General features: G+C 53.3%; 14 protein-coding genes. 9 read left to right on the top strand and 5 right to left on the bottom strand.

Going from position 1 to position 15415, the window contains the following annotated elements; translation table 11 throughout:
- Positions 1 to 14: 14 nt before the first annotated feature.
- The 6 genes from HV302_RS04415 to HV302_RS04440 all read left to right on the top strand — a co-directional run bounded on the left by HV302_RS04415 (position 15) and on the right by HV302_RS04440 (position 5970).
- Positions 15 to 524 (top strand): MltR family transcriptional regulator, encoded by a 510-nt coding sequence (locus tag HV302_RS04415; protein WP_103284204.1) that lies wholly within the window; start codon positions 15 to 17, stop codon positions 522 to 524.
- Positions 521 to 1231, top strand: a complete 711-nt coding sequence (locus HV302_RS04420) for a nucleoside/nucleotide kinase family protein (RefSeq protein ID WP_103928577.1) — start codon at positions 521 to 523, stop codon at positions 1229 to 1231. The genes HV302_RS04415 and HV302_RS04420 overlap by 4 nt, the downstream gene beginning before the upstream one ends.
- A gap of 287 nt (positions 1232 to 1518) precedes the next feature.
- Positions 1519 to 2547 carry an erythrose-4-phosphate dehydrogenase gene (epd, locus tag HV302_RS04425; protein ID WP_016154379.1) on the top strand — a complete coding sequence of 343 codons (1029 nt, stop codon included), beginning with the start codon at positions 1519 to 1521 and terminating at the stop codon, positions 2545 to 2547.
- 39 nt (positions 2548 to 2586) lie between these two features.
- A complete protein-coding gene (gene pgk / locus HV302_RS04430; RefSeq protein ID WP_003027032.1) occupies positions 2587 to 3750 on the top strand; it encodes a phosphoglycerate kinase in 1164 nt (387 codons plus the stop codon).
- Between the two features lie 88 nt (positions 3751 to 3838).
- Entirely contained in the window at positions 3839 to 4918 is a 1080-nt protein-coding gene (gene fbaA / locus HV302_RS04435) for a class II fructose-bisphosphate aldolase (protein WP_003027029.1), read from the top strand.
- Between the two features lie 191 nt (positions 4919 to 5109).
- On the top strand, positions 5110 to 5970 hold the full coding sequence (locus HV302_RS04440; RefSeq protein ID WP_019077645.1) for a small-conductance mechanosensitive channel MscS: 861 nt from the start codon (positions 5110 to 5112) through the stop codon (positions 5968 to 5970).
- Between the two features lie 41 nt (positions 5971 to 6011).
- On the opposite strand, the gene dctP is transcribed toward HV302_RS04440, so the two are convergent.
- Positions 6012 to 7058: a TRAP transporter substrate-binding protein DctP gene (dctP, locus tag HV302_RS04445; protein WP_019077644.1), complete on the bottom strand. Its 1047-nt coding sequence runs from the start codon at positions 7056 to 7058 to the stop codon at positions 6012 to 6014.
- Positions 7059 to 7258: 200 nt separating this feature from the next.
- Between dctP and argO the strand changes: the two genes are divergently transcribed.
- The 3 genes from argO (at position 7259) to srsR (ending at position 9793) form a co-directional block, all read left to right on the top strand.
- Positions 7259 to 7894 (top strand): arginine exporter ArgO, encoded by a 636-nt coding sequence (gene argO / locus HV302_RS04450; RefSeq protein WP_003027005.1) that lies wholly within the window; start codon positions 7259 to 7261, stop codon positions 7892 to 7894.
- Positions 7895 to 7987: 93 nt separating this feature from the next.
- Positions 7988 to 8710: an oxidative stress defense protein gene (locus HV302_RS04455; protein WP_029139653.1), complete on the top strand. Its 723-nt coding sequence runs from the start codon at positions 7988 to 7990 to the stop codon at positions 8708 to 8710.
- Between the two features lie 186 nt (positions 8711 to 8896).
- Positions 8897 to 9793 carry a LysR family transcriptional regulator SrsR gene (gene srsR, locus HV302_RS04460; RefSeq protein ID WP_016154369.1) on the top strand — a complete coding sequence of 299 codons (897 nt, stop codon included), beginning with the start codon at positions 8897 to 8899 and terminating at the stop codon, positions 9791 to 9793.
- Here the strand turns inward: srsR and HV302_RS04465 are convergent.
- From HV302_RS04465 to scpA, 4 genes are read right to left on the bottom strand one after another with little or no spacing between them, the layout of a single operon-like run.
- Positions 9790 to 11256: an acetyl-CoA hydrolase/transferase family protein gene (locus tag HV302_RS04465; protein WP_181626957.1), complete on the bottom strand. Its 1467-nt coding sequence runs from the start codon at positions 11254 to 11256 to the stop codon at positions 9790 to 9792. The two genes, srsR and HV302_RS04465, sit on opposite strands and share 4 nt — an antisense overlap.
- A 24-nt stretch (positions 11257 to 11280) precedes the next feature.
- On the bottom strand, positions 11281 to 12066 hold the full coding sequence (scpB, locus tag HV302_RS04470; protein ID WP_016154367.1) for a methylmalonyl-CoA decarboxylase: 786 nt from the start codon (positions 12064 to 12066) through the stop codon (positions 11281 to 11283).
- Between the two features lie 10 nt (positions 12067 to 12076).
- The gene (gene meaB, locus HV302_RS04475) at positions 12077 to 13072 is read right to left on the bottom strand and encodes a methylmalonyl Co-A mutase-associated GTPase MeaB (RefSeq protein ID WP_181626958.1); all 996 of its coding nucleotides are present in this window, start codon (positions 13070 to 13072) and stop codon (positions 12077 to 12079) included.
- A complete protein-coding gene (gene scpA, locus HV302_RS04480) occupies positions 13065 to 15209 on the bottom strand; it encodes a methylmalonyl-CoA mutase (protein WP_181626959.1) in 2145 nt (714 codons plus the stop codon). The genes meaB and scpA overlap by 8 nt, the downstream gene beginning before the upstream one ends.
- Between the last annotated feature and the right edge of the window lie 206 nt (positions 15210 to 15415).

The following is a 15415-nucleotide window of genomic DNA, read 5'->3' on the forward strand; positions in this document are numbered from 1 at the left end:
TTATCGAGAAACGAATGACGACGCTGACAGAAGACGATGTGCTTGAGCAACTGGATGCTCAAAATAATTTACTCTCGTTTATGACGACGGCACATAACATTTTGCTCCAGGGCATTAAGCGCTTTCTACCGTCGCTGTTCGTTAATAACGATGAAGAGATCGTGGAATATGCAGTGAAGCCGTTACTCGCCCAGAGTGGACCGCTTGACGATATCGACGTTGCGTTACGTCTGATTTATGCGTTGGGAAAAATGGATAAATGGCTTTATGCCGACATCACCCATTTCTCTCAGTTTTATAAGTACCTGAACGAGCAGGATAATATCCCCGGTTTTGCCGATGACATTACCTGGGATTTTGTCAGCAACGTGAACAGTATCACCCGTAACGCAACGCTCTACGGTGCGCTGGAGTCGATGAAATTTGCCGACTTTGCTGCGTGGTCCGAAGTGCGCTTTAGCGCAATGGTCAAGACGGCAATGACACTGGCAGTGACGGCGATTTTAAAGGAATTAACGCCGTGAAAATCAAACTAACGGTGAATGGGCTACAGGTTGAAGCACATTACCGTGATGATGAGATAGAGAACGTCCACAAACCGTTATTACAACAACTGGCAAAAATACACGCCACTCACCCGCAGCGACGAACGATCGTTTTTCTCAGCGCACCGCCTGGTACGGGTAAATCGACGCTGACCACCTTCTGGGAATATCTCTCCCGTCAGGATCCTGGCCTGCCGGAGATCCAGACGCTGCCGATGGATGGCTTCCATCACTACAACACCTGGCTGGATGCTCATAACCTGCGAGCATACAAAGGTGCGCCGGAAACCTTTGATGTGGATAAACTTGCACAGAATCTACGTCTGATAAGGGAAGGGGAGGGCACCTGGCCACAGTACGACCGGCAAAAACACGATCCGGTAGAAGCGGCCATAACAGTGATCGCGCCGATTGTGATTGTGGAAGGAAACTGGTTATTACGCGATGATGAAAGGTGGCGGGCGTTAGCTGAGTTTTGTGATTACTCGCTGTTTATTCGTGCTCCTGCCAACGCGCTCCATACACGACTGGTAGGTCGTAAACTGGCGGGCGGACTATCACAAGCTGACGCTGAGGCGTTTTATGAGCGTACCGACGGACCGAATGTTCATCGGGTACTGGAAGCGAGTCTGCCTGGTGACCTGACGCTGGAGATGCTGGAATCTGGTGAATATCGGATTGCGTGAAGGCCAATTATTCCTGTTAAGCCGTAATGATTATTACGGTTTACTGGAATAATTTCCCCCGGTCTTAGCGGGAAAAATGTGATGTACGTCAGATAACTGTTTTCTTTGGCTGGACAATCATTCCTTTTATTCCGCGTTTCGCTTATTCTAGCTGAAGCGTTTCAGTCGATTAAATGTTCGACAATTAACCAATTAGTCGCAGTTTGCGACAGGTAAGGTTTCCCTGAGCGATTTGCTGCATTACTCTGTCTGCCACATCGTTTCTGAGAAATCCTTGCAGGAGACCTATGACCGTACGCGTAGCGATTAATGGTTTCGGTCGCATCGGACGCAACGTGGTTCGTGCTTTGTATGAATCCGGGCGTCGGGCGGAAATCACCGTGGTGGCAATCAACGAACTGGCGGATGCTGCAGGCATGGCGCATTTGTTGAAATATGACACCAGCCATGGACGTTTTGCCTGGGATGTTCGTCAGGAACGTGACCAGCTCATCGTTGGCGATGACGCGATCCGCATTCTGCATGAGCGAACGCTCGATGCGCTTCCCTGGCGCGAACTGAGTGTCGACGTTGTTCTGGACTGTACGGGGGTTTTCGGCAACCGCGAACACGGCGAGGCGCATATTGCCGCTGGTGCAAAAAAAGTGCTCTTTTCACATCCTGGTAGTCACGACATCGACGCAACCGTTGTGTATGGCGTTAATCAGGATCAGCTGCGCGCTGAACACCGGATCGTTTCCAACGCCTCCTGCACCACGAATTGCATAATACCCGTCATTAAATTGCTGGATGATGCTTACGGCATTGAGTCTGGTACTGTCACCACGATCCACTCCGCGATGCACGATCAGCAGGTTATTGATGCCTATCATCCTGACCTGCGTCGCACGCGAGCGGCCAGCCAGTCTATTATTCCGGTTGATACCAAACTGGCGGCGGGCATCACGCGAATTTTCCCGCAGTTTAACGATCGTTTTGAAGCGATTGCGGTGCGTGTACCGACCATAAATGTGACGGCGATCGACTTAAGCGTGACGGTGAAAAAACCAGTAAAAGCCAGTGAAGTCAACCAGTTGCTGCAAAAAGCAGCACAAGGTGCATTTCATGGTATAGTTGACTATACGGAATTACCGTTGGTCTCTGTAGATTTTAACCACGACCCGCACAGCGCCATCGTTGATGGTACGCAAACGCGCGTGAGTGGCGCTCACCTGATCAAAACGCTGGTCTGGTGTGATAATGAATGGGGCTTTGCTAACCGTATGCTCGACACAACGTTAGCGATGGCTGCTATTGGTTTCAGGCTCGACGCTTGAGCGTCGACAAAACTTTATGAATCAACGAGAGGATTCACCATGTCTGTAATTAAGATGACCGATCTGGATCTGGCTGGTAAACGCGTTTTTATCCGTGCGGACCTGAACGTACCAGTTAAAGAAGGGAAAGTAACCAGCGATGCGCGTATCCGTGCTTCCCTGCCGACCATCGAACTGGCCCTGAAACAGGGTGCTAAAGTGATGGTAACTTCCCACCTGGGTCGTCCTACCGAAGGCGAGTACAACGAAGAATTCTCTCTGCTGCCGGTTGTTAACTACCTGAAAGACAAACTGTCTGCTCCGGTTCGCCTGGTAAAAGATTACCTGGACGGCGTTGAAGTCGCTGCCGGTGAACTGGTTGTTCTGGAAAACGTTCGCTTCAACAAAGGCGAGAAGAAAGACGACGAAGCACTGTCCAAAAAATACGCTGCGCTGTGCGACGTATTCGTAATGGACGCTTTCGGTACCGCTCACCGTGCGCAGGCTTCTACCCACGGTATCGGTAAATTCGCCGACGTAGCTTGCGCTGGTCCGCTGCTGGCTGCTGAGCTGGATGCGCTGGGTAAAGCGCTGAAAGAACCTGCTCGTCCGATGGTGGCTATCGTTGGTGGTTCTAAAGTTTCTACCAAACTGACCGTTCTGGACTCTCTGTCAAAAATCGCTGACCAGCTGATCGTTGGTGGTGGTATCGCGAACACCTTCGTTGCTGCTCAAGGCCACAATGTCGGCAAATCCCTGTACGAAGCTGACCTGGTTGATGAAGCTAAGCGTCTGCTGACGACTTGCGATATCCCGGTCCCGACTGACGTTCGCGTAGCGACTGAATTCTCTGAAACTGCACCGGCTACGCTTAAATCCGTTAGCGATGTAAAAGAAGACGAGCAGATCCTGGATATCGGCGACGCTTCTGCACAGCAGCTGGCTGACATTCTGAAGAATGCGAAAACCATTCTGTGGAACGGCCCGGTTGGCGTGTTCGAATTCCCGAACTTCCGCAAAGGTACTGAAATCGTTGCTAATGCTATCGCAGACAGCGAAGCATTCTCTATCGCAGGCGGCGGTGACACCCTGGCAGCAATCGACCTGTTCGGCATTGCTGACAAAATCTCCTACATCTCTACTGGCGGCGGCGCATTCCTCGAATTCGTGGAAGGCAAAGTACTGCCAGCAGTAGCCATGCTCGAAGAGCGTGCTAAAAAGTAAGACATTGATGGGCAGGGAAACCTGCCCAATTATTAGCGCGCTGTCGAGCGCGCCCCCTTTCCAAGGCCGAAGATACAGGACTCGCAACATGTCTAAAATTTTTGATTTCGTAAAACCAGGCGTAATCACTGGTGATGACGTACAGAAAGTTTTCCAGGTAGCTAAAGAAAACAACTTTGCTCTGCCAGCTGTTAACTGCGTTGGTACCGACTCCATCAACGCCGTTCTGGAAACCGCTGCAAAAGTTAAAGCGCCGGTAATCGTCCAGTTCTCCAACGGTGGTGCTTCTTTCATCGCGGGTAAAGGCGTGAAGTCTGACGTTCCTCAGGGCGCTGCAATCCTGGGTGCTATCTCTGGTGCGCATCACGTTCACCAGATGGCTGAACACTATGGTGTTCCGGTTATCCTGCACACTGACCACTGCGCGAAGAAACTGCTGCCGTGGATCGACGGTCTGCTGGACGCGGGTGAAAAACACTTCGCAGCAACGGGCAAACCGCTGTTCTCTTCTCACATGATCGACCTGTCTGAAGAGTCTCTGGAAGAGAACATCGAAATCTGCTCCAAATACCTGGCGCGCATGTCCAAAATGGGCATGACTCTGGAAATCGAACTGGGTTGCACCGGTGGTGAAGAAGACGGCGTGGACAACAGCCACATGGACGCTTCTGCACTGTACACCCAACCGGAAGACGTTGACTACGCATACACCGAGCTGAGCAAAATCAGCCCGCGTTTCACCATCGCAGCGTCCTTCGGTAACGTACACGGCGTTTACAAGCCGGGTAACGTAGTTCTGACCCCGACCATCCTGCGCGACTCTCAGGACTATGTTTCTAAGAAACATAACCTGCCGCATAACAGCCTGAACTTCGTCTTCCACGGTGGTTCAGGTTCTACTGCTCAGGAAATCAAAGACTCCGTAAGCTACGGCGTAGTGAAAATGAACATCGACACCGATACCCAATGGGCTACCTGGGAAGGCGTTCTGAACTACTACAAAGCAAACGAAGCTTACCTGCAGGGTCAGTTGGGCAACCCGAAAGGCGAAGATCAGCCGAACAAGAAATACTACGATCCGCGCGTATGGCTGCGTGCTGGTCAGGCAACCATGATCACCCGTCTGGAACAGGCTTTCAAAGAACTGAACGCGGTTGACGTTCTGTAATTTACGCCGTCCAACGTGACATGAGGCCCGCAAATGCGGGCCTTTTTTATTGCCATTTCAATGTGCTGCTGACAGAGAATTCTGTGATCTGTTTGGCAAAATCTGAGTTTATTGTTTACCCTTGTCAGGTTGCCAGTCCCGTTAGGGCGGCTTTATTTCTCCCGTTTGGGTAAGCAAAAAAGGAATATTGAATGGAAGATTTGAATGTTGTCGACAGCATAAACGGTGCGGGCACCTGGCTGGTCCGCAATCAGGAGCTACTGTTGAGCTATGCCGTCAACATCGTTGCGGCTCTCGCGATTGTCATTATCGGTATGATCGTGGCGCGTATCGTATCAAACACCGTTAACCGCCTGATGCTGGCGCGTAAAATTGATGCCACCGTTGCCGACTTTCTTTCTGCACTGGTGCGCTACGGTATTATCGCTTTCACGCTGATTGCCGCGCTGGGTCGCGTTGGGGTGCAAACTGCCTCCGTGATCGCCGTTCTCGGTGCCGCAGGTTTAGCTGTCGGTCTGGCACTGCAAGGGTCGCTGTCCAACCTCGCCGCAGGCGTGCTTCTGGTGATGTTCCGTCCGTTCCGCGCGGGTGAATATGTAGACCTTGGCGGCGTTGCGGGAACCGTGCTTAACGTGCAGATTTTCTCCACAACTATGCGTACCGTAGACGGTAAGATTGTGGTGATCCCAAACGGTAAAATCATTGCCGGGAACATCATTAACTTCTCTCGCGAGCCGGTCCGTCGTAACGAATTTATTATCGGCGTGGCCTACGACTCCGATATCGATCAGGTGAAAAAAATCCTCACTGATATCATCCAGTCTGAAGATCGCATCCTAAAAGACCGTGAAATGACGGTACGCCTGAATGAGCTGGGCGCTTCCTCGATTAATTTCGTCGTACGCGTCTGGAGCAACAGCAGCGATCTGCAAAGCGTCTACTGGGATGTACTGGAGCGTATTAAGCGCGAGTTTGACGCCAACGGTATCAGCTTCCCGTACCCGCAGATGGATGTGAACTTTAAACGCGTGAAAGAGAACGCGACCGAGTAACTTCAGCTAAAAACGCCCGCCAGAGAGAGGCGGGCGTTGATTTATCTCGTCTTGTTAAGAATTGCGCTGACACCCTGCATCAGCTCGCCAACATCGTTTATTCCTTTACTTTCCTGTTGGGCAATCCATTCGGCCTGAACGTGCTGATACCCGGTAGCGGCTTGCCACGCATTCAGCTCGCTGTTGCTCAGGTAGTGAACGTGTGCGCCCTCTTTTGCCATCTTTTTCGCCATTGCGGTCAGGCTTGCGTCCTGCACTGCGCCAATACGTTTTTGCGTCATGGCGGCGGCCCGATTGATGGCTGCGCGATCTTTCACGTCCAGGCTATCCCAGACGTCTTTATTCATCACCAGAAGATAAACGTGTCCGAGCCAGAGCGAAGGGGAGAGCTGAATATAGGGGGCCGCCCGCTGGGCATGGATATCATCTCCGCTGTCGAGGTTAACCATCAGGCCGTCAAGCTGTCCGGTCTGAAGCGCATCGGTAATTTTTTCATTCCATGGCATGCTGACCGGCACGCCGCCCGCGTTGCGTAAAAATGATTGATGCCAAAAGCTGGCGGTCCGCCATTGGCTTGCATTCAGCTGTGCCAAATCGACGTTCGGCCTGGTCGTAAAAAATCCAACCGGATAGCCGAGGAAAAACTGAAGATTCACCAGATTGTTGTTTTCCAGCTCGCGACCAAACTGGCGATACTCGCGGAAAATCCGCTGAAAGGCGTTAACCTGCGCTTCACCACGGCCCGGTCCGAGGGGGAAGCTCTTAAAAATCTGGTGTCGCGGCAGTTGTTCGGGCGTGTACTCAGGGACCACGATCCCCATATCCGCCACGCTGCCCTGGCCGATCGTTTTTAAGGCGTCATAGCTGGTGGACAGCTCGCCGTTCCAGTGAGCGTCGATTTTCAAACGTCCAAGCGACTCTTGTTCGATCGCACGAAAAAAAGTCTCTTTTATGAGCCGGGTACGCATGTTGCCATATGGCTCGTGATCGGTATAGCGCAGCGTTCTGTCTGCGCTGGCGACAGTGGGCCACAAACTGGTAACTATCAGCGAGGCACAGAAGAGAAAAATGTTCGCGTTATGCTTCATACCCATTCCTTTGGTATAGACAGATTTATCTTTCAGCATACCCCGGGTAACGCACAATCGCTATTGTCAGAGACTGAATATGGAGGGGAGTGTGCGCGGTATTATTAATAATGCTAATTACTGATTAATATTATCCATTTCCTCTAATGAATCCCGCGCAGTATAGTCTGCCCACAAGACAATTATGTGAGATGTTTTACATGTTATCCTACTATTTTCAAGGGCTTGCGCTTGGTGCAGCCATGATACTTCCGCTTGGTCCACAAAATGCCTTCGTGATGAACCAGGGGATCCGTCGTCAGTATCACATCATGATTGCTTTACTCTGCGCTATCAGTGACTTAGTGCTGATTTGCGCGGGGATCTTCGGCGGTAGCGCCTTGCTGATGCAGTCGCCATGGCTGATGGCGCTGGTCACCTGGGGCGGGGTCGCATTTTTACTCTGGTACGGATTCGGTGCGCTAAAAACGGCGATGAGCAGTAATCTGGAACTGGCCAGCGCCGAAGTGATGAAGCAGGGGCGCTGGAAAATCATCGCTACTATGCTGGCGGTGACATGGCTCAACCCACATGTTTACCTGGATACCTTTGTGGTGCTCGGGAGTCTGGGGGGGCAACTGGACGTTGAGCCTAAACGCTGGTTTGCACTGGGAACCGTCAGCGCTTCGTTCCTGTGGTTCTTCGGTCTGGCATTGCTGGCGGCCTGGCTGGCACCGCGTCTGCGAACTGCGAAAGCACAGCGCATCATCAATACGCTGGTAGGATTAGTGATGTGGTTTATCGCTTTTCAGCTGGCAAAAGAAGGTGTTGCGCACGTTCATGCGCTGTTCAACTAAGTGTTGTCTGATGGACAACGCAGCGAGATCGGCTAAGCTTGCCTGCATGTGCCCTGAGTTTTGGGGTAATTAATGAAACATGGAGGAACGACCGTGAAGTTCAAAATAATGGCCCTGGCGGCATTAGTCGGATTCAGCGCACTATCGGTACAGGCAAATGAGTTGCCAAATGGACCGCACATCGTGACTTCCGGAACGGCAAGCGTAGATGCAACCCCAGACATCGCCACCCTGGCGATTGAAGTGAACGTTGCTGCAAAGGATGCGGCTTCCGCGAAGAAGCAGGCCGATGAGCGCGTGGCGCAATATCTGTCCTTCCTTGAACAGAACCAGATAGCGAAGAAAGACATTAGCGCTGCAAACTTGCGTACGCAGCCGGACTACGACTACCAGAACGGCAAAAGCATCCTCAAAGGTTATCGTGCAGTGCGCACCGTTGAAGTCACGCTGCGTCAGTTGGACAAACTCAACGCTCTGCTTGATGGCGCGCTGAAGGCCGGTCTGAATGAGATTCGTTCGGTATCGCTGGGCGTTGCCCAGCCGGATGCTTACAAAGACAAAGCGCGTAAAGCGGCGATTGATGATGCTGTTCATCAGGCTGAACAGCTGGCCGCGGGCTTTAATAGCAAACTGGGTCCCGTTTACAGTGTGCGTTACCACGTTTCCAATTATCAACCGAGCCCGATGGTACGGATGATGAAAGCAGATGCAGCGCCTGCAACCTCTGCTCAGGAAACCTACGAACAGCCGGTTATTCAGTTTGACGATCAGGTTGATGTCGTCTTCCAGATAGAGCCTACAGTAACCAATAAGTAGTCTTGATATAGGCGTAAGTCGCCATCCGGCAAGATTTTAGCCTGATGGCGATGCTTACGCGTCTCATCAGGCCGATAAAACATTCCAGCCGGTTTTTCTGTGAGCAACTGTAAAAATGAGACCTCACATCCAGTCTTTTTTTTCGTGGTAATGAGGATAGGCCATAGCGATTTTTAAGGGGACGCTATGGATATTTTTATCTCGAAAAAGATGCGTAATTTCATTCTGCTGGCGCAAACCAATAACATCGCCAGAGCGGCAGAAAAAATACATATGACCGCATCGCCTTTCGGTAAAAGCATTGCTGCACTGGAAGATCAAATCGGCTATACGCTGTTTACCCGTAAAGATAACAACATCAGCCTGAATAAAGCCGGACAGGAGCTCTATCAGAAGCTGTTTCCCGTCTATCAGCGCCTCTCTGCCATTGATAACGAAATTCATAACGCCTCTTGTCGCTCGCGGGAAATCGTCATCGGTATCGATAATACTTATCCAACGATTATTTTTGACCAGTTGATTAGCCTTGGCGATAAATATGACGGCGTGACGGCCCAGGCCGTTGAATTCAGTGAGAATGGGGTGATTGATAATCTGTTCGACCGCAAACTGGATTTCATTATCTCGCCACAGCACGTTTCTCCCCGCGTACAAGAGTTGGAAAATCTGGCGATCAGCGAACTGTCTCCGCTGCGTCTGGGGTTTCTCGTTTCCCGGCGCTACGAAGAGAAACAGCCGCAGGATCTGCTGCGCGAGCTACCCTGGCTGCAAATGCGCTTCCAGAATCGCGCCAACTTTGAGGCGATGCTGGATGCTTATATGCGGCCCTGTGGGATCAATCCGACGATTATCTACCGTCCTTACAGCTTTATGGCCAAGATTAGTGCGGTGGAGCGCGGGCAGTTTTTGACGGTGATTCCTCATTTTGCCTGGCGGCTGGTGAATCCGTCGACGCTAAAGTATTTCGACGCGCCCGGCAGCCCCATGTATATGCAGGAGTTTCTCTATTCGCTGAAAAATCATCGCTATACCGGCACCATGCTCCAGCATATTGCTGAAGATCGTGACGGTACGGCAAGTTAACCGAGCATCGATCCTGTCTCGAGAAGGTTGCGATGCAGATCGAACGCATGGCTGAGATCGTGATGGATATGCCCGCCGGGCGCTTTTTCCAGATAGCGGTGCAGGTAGTCCCGGTAAAGGGGATGCGCACAGTTATCGATAATCGTGTGCGCCCGCTGCATCGGAGATAACCCACGCAGATCGGCAATCCCTTGTTCGGTCACGATCACTTTAACGCTATGTTCGCTGTGGTCGACATGGCTGCACATCGGCACGATGGTTGAGATTTTCCCACCTTTGGCAATCGACGGCGCCATAAAGATAGACAGATAGGCGTTGCGCTCGAAATCCCCGCTGCCGCCGATACCGTTCATCAGGTTCACGCCCGCAACGTGCGTGGAATTGGCATGGCCGTAGATATCAAACTCAAGCCCAACGTTGAGCGCAATGACCCCCAGCCGACGGATGATTTCCGGGTTATTGGAGATCTCCTGCGGGCGCAGCACAATTCGGCTGGCGAAGAAGTCCATGTTGTCGTAAATCTTCTGTAGCGACGGGGCTGAGATGGTCAGGCTGGAGGCGCTGGCACCGGTGATCTTGCCCATTTCCAGCAGATGCACCACCGATTCCTGTAACACCTCTGAATACATCATAAAGGGCGGGATATCCGGATTCTCTCCCAGTCGCGCCATTACCGCGTTGTTGATATTGCCCACGCCGCTTTGTAAGGGCAGAAACTCTGCTGGAATGCGTTTGTGCGCCATTTCTGCCAGTAGGAAAGTGACGACGTTATCGGCAATTTGTTGGCTGACCGGATTGGTTTTATCCGACGCATTCCCGGCATCGGGCAGCTCGGTATCCACCACCGCGACCACTTTCCTGGGGTCTATCTGCACGCACTGACTGCCCACGCGATCCATGGTATGAAATATGGGCACGCTGTTACGCCGCGGCGGTGCGCCGGGTATTACGATGTCGGCAAACTCTGCCACGCGTGGATTATGGTAATGATTCAACTCGATAATCACCTTTTTCGCCCGCAGCAGCCAGGTGGGTGCATTGCCAATACCGCTGGAAAGCCAAATCCGGCCATCCGGCGCAATGGCGGAAGCTTCAATGACGGCAACATCGATATCGCCAAAAAAGCCGTAATTAACCATCTGCGCGACTTCGCTCAAATGGAGATCGACAAACCTCACCTGGCCCTGGTTAATTTTCTCGCGCAGGCCAGATGAGGTTTGATAAGGCGCACGCCAGGAAACGGCATCCGCCGCGGATAGTGCATCATCAGCGGCGGCGCCAATTGACGCCCCGGTCAGCAGGCGGATCTGAAAAGGCTGCCCGTCCTGATGCCGTTCGCAGGCGCGTTGGGCAATTGCGGTGGGTAACGCTTTTGGCGAACCCGCGGGGGTAAAGCCGCTGAACGCCACCATATCATCGTGCTGGATAATTTCTGCCGCCTGTTCGGCGCTCATCCGTTTCATGGCCGTCTCCTTCGTCGGACGTGATTAATGGCCAACAAAATTAGGTTTACGTTTTTCCATAAACGCGTTCATCCCTTCCTGATAATCCTCGCTGTCATACACCGCGCGGCGCATGCCCTGAATGCGCTCGAATTCGTCAGAGTTCATGGTGTGTGCTTCGCCCAACACGCGCAGTTCTTCTTTGATGACGGCGATTGCCAGCGGCGCTTTTTCCGAGATGTGATGCGCCATTTGCAGGGTGAAATCTTCCAGTTCCTCGGTTGGAACGACATGGTTGAGGATCCCGACCGCCATAGCGCGTTGAGCGGTGATGGGCGAGGCGGTAAAAATCAGCTCCTTAACGATGTGAAAACCAGCGTCGCGGGTCAGGTTGTGGATGCCCACCAGGTTATAGGGCACGCCGAGGTTGACCGGGGTCATGGAGAAGGTAGACGTACTGGCTGCGATGATCAGATCGGAACTCATGATCATCTCAAACGCGCCGCCCCAGACGCTGCCTTCAACCATGGAGATCACCGGCTTCGGATATTTTTGGATCATACGAGTTATCTGACGCAGCGGATCGTCATAAGAGAGCGGATCGCGACGTCCGGTGGGGAGCTCATGAATATCATGCCCGGCAGAGAACACTTTGGCCCCGCTCGGGGCGCGCAGAATGATGCAGCGAATGTCCGGACGATTGAGGTCGTTCAGCGCCTGCATCAGATCGTCAATAAACACTTTGCTCAGGGCATTGAGCTTGCGGGCGTAATTGAACTCAATGACCGCGACTTTCTGGATGATGACCACGTTGACGTATTGATAAGACATAATGTTCTCTTTATTGAAAGTAATGATGCTGGATAAATTCGCTGATGTGCCGCAGGCCGGTGCGCGGCGAAAGATCATTGTTTTTGACGGCCAGCAGCGTCTGCTGGAAATACCGGTCGAAATCAGCCCGGGCAAACAGCAGATGCAGGGCTTCTTCTTCAGCCTGCTTGTGTAGCCATTCCACCGCCTGCTGCTGGCGGACTTTTTCCAGTCGACCGCTGGCGGTAAGGCACGTTTTAAAGTCGGTTATCGCCTGCCAAACCTCCTCAATGCCGCGTTTTTCCAGGGCGCTGCAGGTCAGAACCTGCGGCTGCCACTCGTCATATTTGCGGCGCAGAATATGCAGGGCGGATTCGTACATATGGCGGGCGATGGCAACGCTGGTACGGTTATCACCGTCGTCCTTGTTGATGACGACCAGATCCGCCATCTCCATCAGGCCTTTTTTGATGCCCTGCAAATCGTCGCCACCGCCGGCGATTTGCAGTGAGAGAAAGCAATCCACCATGCCTGCGACTTCGGTTTCCGACTGCCCAACTCCGACGGTTTCCACAATCACCACGTTGAAGCCAGCCGCCTCGCACAGCAGCATTAATTCGCGGGCGCGCTGGCTGGCGCCGCCTAAATGACCGCTGGAAGGAACCGGACGTATAAACGCAGATTCTGCGCGAGCCAGTTCCGTCATGCGGGTTTTATCACCAAGAATGCTGCCGCCGCTAACCGGGCTGCTGGGATCGACGGCGATCACCGCTACCCGTAACCCGCGGCGAATCAACAGCATGCCGAATGCTTCCAGAAAGGTGCTTTTACCCGCGCCCGGCGTGCCGGTGATCCCCAGACGCAGGGCGTTACCGGTGAACGGCATAATCGCGTCCAGCAATTGCGTACTCAGCGGCTGGTGGCGCGGGTGATTGCTTTCGACCAGCGTCATCGCCTGGGCGAGCGTAGCCCGTTCACCGAGTCGCAAGCGGCGGACGGTATCCTCAAGCGTGGCGGCGTTAATCATGATGCTGACTGATACGGGTTAACACATCGCGGACGCTGTCGAGCATTGGCGTGCCTGGGCCATAAATGGCTGCCACGCCATGCTCGTGCAGGAAAGCGTAATCCTGTGGCGGAATAACCCCGCCGGCGACGACGCAAATGTCTTCGCGTCCCCAGCCTTTGAGCGCGGTGACCAGCTCCGGGATCAATGTCTTATGACCCGCCGCCAGCGATGATGCGCCAATGACATGCACATCGTTTTCTACCGCCAGACGGGCAATTTCCTCCGGTGTGGAGAACATCGGGCTGAGATCGACATCGAAGCCGAGATCGGAGTAGGCGCTGGCGATCACTTTTGCGCCGCGATCGTGGCCGTCCTGACCCATCTTGGCGATCAGAATACGCGGGCGGCGGCCATTTTCTGCGAGGAACTGTTCGGTTTGCGCAACAATGGCATCGAACTCATCGGCGGATTTGTCGGACTGGTGATAGCTTTGTGCAATCACCCCGGTAACGCACTGGCTGGGAACCAGATAACGGTCAAAGGCGGCCTCGAGCGCATCGGAGATTTCGCCGAGCGTGGCGCGAACGCGGGCGGCGTTGACGGCGGCTGCCAGCAGATTTTCATTCTGTTGCGCGGCGTGGGTCAGCGCGGATAGCGCGGCTTTAACCGCATCATTGTCGCGGGTGGCGCGGATATGCTGCAGTGAGGCAATCTGCTCGTTGCGCACCTTCACGTTGTCGATCTCCAGCACCGACGTGTCGTCTTCTTTATCCAGCTTGTATTTGTTCACCCCGACGATAACGCGCTTACCCTGGTCGATCAGCGACTGTTCGCGCGCGGACGCTTCTTCGATCATCCGTTTAGGAAGCCCGGCTTCAATCGCCTTCGCCATGCCGCCTGCCTCATCAATCTGCTTGATGATCGTGCGCGCCTGCTTCACGATTTGATCGGTGAGTGATTCGACGTAATACGATCCGGCCAGCGGATCGACGGTGCGGCAGATCTCTGATTCTTCCTGAATGATGATCTGCGTATTACGCGCAATACGGGCGGAGAAATCGGTGGGCAGACCGAGCGCTTCATCAAAAGCGTTGGTATGCAGAGACTGAGTGCCGCCAAGCGTAGCGCCGAGCGCTTCAATGGTGGTTCGTACCACGTTGTTGTACGGGTCCTGCTCGGTCAGGCTCCAGCCTGAGGTCTGGCAGTGGGTACGCAGAGCGAGAGATTTCGGGTTGGTCGCGCCAAAACTGCTGACCGCTTCGCTCCACAGATACCGTGCAGCGCGCAGCATGGCGACGTTCATAAACAGATCCATGCCGATGCCGAAGAAGAATGACAGGCGCGGGGCGAAGTCATCAATTTTCAGTCCGGCGGAAAGCGCGGCCTTGATGTATTCAATACCGTCTGCCAGCGTAAACGCCACCTGCTGTACGCAGTTTGCCCCGGCTTCACCCATGTGATAGCCGCTGATGCTGATGGTGTTAAAGCGCGGCATGTTGCCTGAGCACCAGGCGATGATGTCGGCGATAATGCGCATGGAGGGTTTTGGCGGATAAATGTAGGTGTTGCGGCACAGGTACTCTTTCAGAATATCGTTCTGAATGGTCCCGGTGAGCTGTTCCGGCGTCACGCCTTGCTCCTGCGCCGCGACGATATAAAACGCCAGTACCGGCAGCACCGCGCCGTTCATGGTCATCGAAACGGACATCTTATCCAGCGGGATCTGGTCGAACAGCACCTTCATATCTTCGACGGTATCGATCGCCACGCCGGCTTTGCCGACGTCGCCCGCTACGCGCGGGTTGTCTGAGTCATAGCCACGATGAGTGGCAAGGTCAAAGGCGACGGAAAGCCCTTTTTGCCCAGCGGCGAGGTTACGGCGGTAAAAGGCGTTGGACTCTTTGGCGGTAGAGAAACCGGCGTATTGGCGAATCGTCCACGGCTGCGCGGTATACATAGTGGCGCGCGGGCCACGCACGTAAGGCGGCAGACCGGGCAGGGTGCCCGTGACTTCCAGATTATCGAGATCCGCTTCGGTGTACAGCGGCTTGATGGTAATCCCTTCCGCCGTTTGTCTTTCCAGCGACTCAACGGTTTTTTCCCGTCGACTGAGTTCTTTATTGGCGAGTGTTTGCCACTCCTGCACGTTTGCCATTTTTTGCTCCGTATTACGCAATAAGTTGAATCTTTGCGAATACGGTGTGCTTTTTCATTTGGCTTGTCGCCAGCAAAAAATAGCCAACAGGACGTCGTTTTTTGCCGTGTGGCGTGTTTTATTTTGTGATGTATTTCAAAGACGTGGCGGGAATAGCATGAAATGAGGGGAAAGGCTTGTAGGCCGGATAAGGCGTTACGCCGCTA

Origin of the sequence: Citrobacter sp. RHBSTW-00859, from assembly GCF_013729795.1 — a bacterium.
GTDB classification, from domain to species: domain Bacteria; phylum Pseudomonadota; class Gammaproteobacteria; order Enterobacterales; family Enterobacteriaceae; genus Citrobacter; species Citrobacter braakii.